Origin of the sequence: Microcystis sp. M083S1, assembly GCF_020246405.1 — a bacterium.
Lineage (GTDB): Bacteria > Cyanobacteriota > Cyanobacteriia > Cyanobacteriales > Microcystaceae > Microcystis > Microcystis aeruginosa_C.
The window spans coordinates 1-4,238 of sequence record NZ_JADBTB010000242.1; the positions used below are offsets into that span (position 1 = coordinate 1).

The following is a 4,238-nucleotide window of genomic DNA, read 5'->3' on the forward strand; positions in this document are numbered from 1 at the left end:
GGGGGTCAATTACCTAATTTTCAGGGAAAAAGTAGCTGAATTTCCCCCTGATCACTCCCATATCTGGTACTTTTGGATTTCAAAAAAGGCTAAAAGTCTTATCCAGCAAGGTTTTTAGATTTATTCAGCAGACCCTAATTACCTTCATTTTACCGAAACTTCGCCAATTCAGACTAAATCCGGTTATTAAAACCTGATTACTTATTCTCCCTATCCCAAGAGTGCCTCTCCTCAACCGATTTAGTATTATAGTTAAGGGATACCCCCAAAACCCAACAACTAACAAGCCACAAACTGCACCGATCGAGGGATAATATAACCTTGATATTGACAATGGCGACTTATGAAAATTTTAATTATGGGTGGAACCCGATTTATCGGTGTTTCTTTGACTAAAGTGTTAGTAGAACAGGGTCATGAGGTGGTATTATTCAATCGTGGCAATAAACCGGCTCCGGTTGCCGGAGTACGACAGATTCATGGCGATCGCACTGACCCAGCGCAACTGAAAGAAAAGCTTAAAAATGAGAGTTTTGAGGCAATTTTCGATAATAATGGCAGAGAATTAAGTGATACTCAGCCCCTCGTCGAGATTTTTGGCGACAGAATCCAGCATTTTGTCTATGTTAGCTCGGCGGGGGTTTATTTAAAATCCGACCAAATGCCCCATAAAGAAGGGGATAAACTAGATCCCAAAAGTCGCCACAAGGGAAAACACGAGACAGAAAACTATTTAAGCGAGATGGGTTTACCCTGGACTTCCATCCGTCCGGTTTATATCTACGGACCGGGCAACTATAATGACCTAGAAGCTTGGTTTTTTGACCGTTTGGTTCGTAATCGTCCTATTCCTATACCTGGTCATGGGGAACATTTTACCCAATTCGGTCACGTTGTCGATCTAGCTAAGGCCATGGCCGCAGTATTGGGTAATTCTCAGGCTATCGGTCAAGTGTATAATATTTCAGGCGATCGCTATGTAACTTTTAACGGTTTAGCGAAAGCTTGCGCGGCAGCCATGGGGAAAAATGCCGAGGAAATCGAGATTGTTAACTATAACCCCAAAAAATTTGACTTCGGCAAAAAGAAACCTTTCCCCCTGCGGGTTCAACATTTTTACGCTGATATTAATAAGGCCACCCGGGAGTTAAACTGGCAGCCTGAATATGATCTCGTCAGTGGTTTAGCAGACTCCTTCCAGAATGATTATCTCGCTTCCGGTCGCGATCGGCAAGAAATAGACTGGGCGATCGATGACCAGATATTGGCAAACCAATAAAATTAATTTTCTGGTGGGGAGTTTTTTACTGTGAGCAGTGAACAGTAAGGGACTTGCGCTTTGATAATGTACCTTTTGGGCGAACGCAGTTCGCCCCTACATTGTGGACAAAATCAGTTACTGTAGGGGCGCAAAGCTTGCGCCCTCCGAGCGCTCAGGTTTGCTGATCACCCTAAGTAGGGGGAGAGAGCCTTCGAGATGTTGGGGACTTGCGCTTTGATAATGTGCCTTTTGGCCGGTCTGATTCTTCTACAGAGCGATTTTCTGCCTGGGATATTATTCCCACGCAAGTCCCTTATTGGACATTCCACCAACCGAAGGCCGGCCCGACAAAACGAATAACTAGCCAAACCCCGGCTAAAACTCCTATACCAATCCAGGCACCCCTAGTGGTTAACTTGTAAGCTTGGGATGCTTGACTTTTGGTAATCGGTAGCCAAGGCAGGATATTTTCTTCCTGTCCATATTTATCACCCAGGGCCGATTGACGACGTTTTGATTCACCCATACTAATGTCAGTTATTAAGAGGTTTTTCTCTGATTGTATATCGAAAGACAACAGGCCACACCCAATCCTAGTCCGTGAAGGAGGGCGATCGAAACTGACGGCCGACGACTGACTGTTATAAAATTAAAGGTTGCGACTGAAACGAGAATAATTATGGCAACCATTAACAGTAATTACTTAAAACTAAAAGCGGGTTATCTTTTCCCGGAAATTGCCCGACGAGTCCAAGCTTTTGCGGCAGCCAATCCCGATGCTAATATTATCCGTCTGGGGATTGGGGATGTCACCGAACCTTTGCCCCTAGCTTGTCGCGAGGCCATGATCAAAGCGGTGCAGGAAATGGGCGATCGCTCTAGCTTTAAGGGTTACGGGCCAGAACAGGGTTATGCTTGGTTAAGGGAGAAAATCGCTGTCAATGATTTTCAGGCTCGCGGTTGTGAGATAAGTGCCGATGAAATCTTTATTTCCGACGGTTCTAAGTGCGATACGGGCAATATTCTCGATATTTTTGGGGATAATAACTCGATCGCCGTGACCGACCCAGTATATCCCGTTTACGTTGATACTAACGTTATGGCCGGACACACGGGAGAGGTCAACGAACGCGGCGAATACGAGGGTCTGATTTATCTGCCAATTACCGCCGAAAATAACTTTACTGCCCAGATTCCGGCGGAAAAAGTCGATTTAATCTATCTCTGTTTTCCCAACAATCCCACCGGGGCCACGGCTACCAAAGAACATTTGACAGCTTGGGTCAATTATGCTAGGGCCAACGGATCGATTATCTTTTTTGATGCGGCCTATGAGGCCTTTATCACCGATGCCAGTTTACCCCATTCCATCTATGAAATCGAGGGGGCGCGGCAATGTGCGATCGAATTTCGCTCTTTTTCTAAAAATGCCGGTTTTACCGGGACCCGTTGCGCTTTAACCGTGGTTCCCCAAAGTCTCATGGCCAAAGCGGCCGACGGGACGGATGTGCAACTCTGGAAACTGTGGAATCGTCGGCAATCGACCAAATTTAACGGCGTTTCCTACATTGTCCAACGGGGGGCCGAGGCGGTTTATTCCCCAGAAGGACAGGCACAAGTAGAAGAACTTGTCAAGTTTTATTTACAAAATGCAACAATTATCCGAGAAAAATTAACCGCCGCCGGTTTAGAAGTGCATGGCGGCGTAAATGCGCCCTACGTTTGGGTAAAAACGCCCCAGGGTCTGTCGAGTTGGGATTTCTTCGATAAACTGCTACATACCTGTAATGTGGTGGGGACCCCCGGATCTGGCTTTGGGGCCGCCGGAGAGGGTTATTTCCGGCTATCGGCTTTTAATAGTCGTGCCAACGTCGAGGCCGCTATGGAGAGAATTATCGATAAATTTCAAGGCTAATGGTCAAAAGAGGGATGTTTGTGGAAGCATCCCCCAACAACCCCATCGGGAATTGATAGACTTTTGACATACTCACCGACAACGGCTCACCGATGCGACCCTTTTGGTTAGAATCCTTACAGGTAGAAAGATTAACGATCGCAATTGCTGGCCTACCGGCACATCTGCAAGGGATCAAGTTGGTGCAGTGGTCAGATCTGCACTGCGATGCACAGCATTTGCCTGAAGCTGTCCTAGAAGAAGCGATCGCCATTACTAATCAGGAAAAACCCGATCTCATCTTCCTGACGGGGGATTTTATTACCTATAGTCCCAGTCCAATTTTTGCCCTAGTTGATAGCATAAAAGCTCTCAAAAGTCAAGGGGGTATTTATGCTTGTTTAGGAAATCATGACAGTTATCTTCCCAACGCAAGGGAAACGGTCAGATTAGCCCTAACTAGCGTGGGAATTCGGGTACTCTGGAATGAAATCGCCACACCCTACGGCGAAAATTTTCCCATCGTCGGATTGGCCGATTATTGGTCTGGGGAATTTTTACCGCAAATCCTCGAGCAAATTTCCCCCGATATACCCAGAATCGTCCTTTCCCACAATCCCGATACAGCTATGATTTTAAAGGATTGGCGCGTGGATTTGCAGTTATCCGGCCATACCCACGGAGGCCAAGTGACTATCCCCGGTATGGGTTCCCTACCGATAGTTTTAGAGAAACTTAGGCGCTCGCTGCCTGAACCCTATGATCAATGGGTTCCCTTTCACCGGCAGTTCAGCAGAGTAGTCCGATACTGGCAATGGTCCGAGGGATTTCATCGAGTCGGGGAAAATCAATTATATGTTAATCGCGGCTTAGGAACCTATTTTCCCGGTCGTCTTTTTTGTCCCCCCGAAGTGACGGTAATTACTTTGGTTAACAGCAGTTAGGAGTCAGTAGCCGGTCGTCAGGAGATTATTTTTATTTATTCTCCCCACCCCCATCACCCCATCACCCCAGTTCATAATTCAACCGAGTCAGGAGTCAGTAGCCGGTCGTCAGGAGATTATTTTTATTTATTCTCCCCAC

4 protein-coding genes are annotated in these 4,238 nt (G+C 46.5%); 3 read left to right on the forward strand and 1 reads right to left on the reverse strand.

Features of this window, described 5'->3' with window-relative positions; translation table 11 throughout:
* Positions 1-343 precede the first annotated feature (343 nt).
* Positions 344-1,279, forward strand: coding sequence for an NAD-dependent epimerase/dehydratase family protein (locus tag IM450_RS21630; protein ID WP_287670410.1), 936 nt, complete (start codon positions 344-346; stop codon positions 1,277-1,279).
* A gap of 295 nt (positions 1,280-1,574) precedes the next feature.
* Here IM450_RS21630 and IM450_RS21635 read toward each other — a convergent pair whose 3' ends face one another.
* A complete protein-coding gene (locus tag IM450_RS21635) occupies positions 1,575-1,787 on the reverse strand; it encodes a DUF2839 domain-containing protein (protein WP_046661580.1) in 213 nt (70 codons plus the stop codon).
* Positions 1,788-1,940: 153 nt separating this feature from the next.
* On the opposite strand from IM450_RS21635, the gene IM450_RS21640 reads away from it, so the two are divergent.
* The gene (locus IM450_RS21640; protein ID WP_002801597.1) at positions 1,941-3,176 is read left to right on the forward strand and encodes an LL-diaminopimelate aminotransferase; all 1,236 of its coding nucleotides are present in this window, start codon (positions 1,941-1,943) and stop codon (positions 3,174-3,176) included.
* Between the two features lie 92 nt (positions 3,177-3,268).
* Positions 3,269-4,099, forward strand: coding sequence for a metallophosphoesterase (locus IM450_RS21645; RefSeq protein ID WP_287670403.1), 831 nt, complete (start codon positions 3,269-3,271; stop codon positions 4,097-4,099).
* Positions 4,100-4,238: the final 139 nt, after the last annotated feature.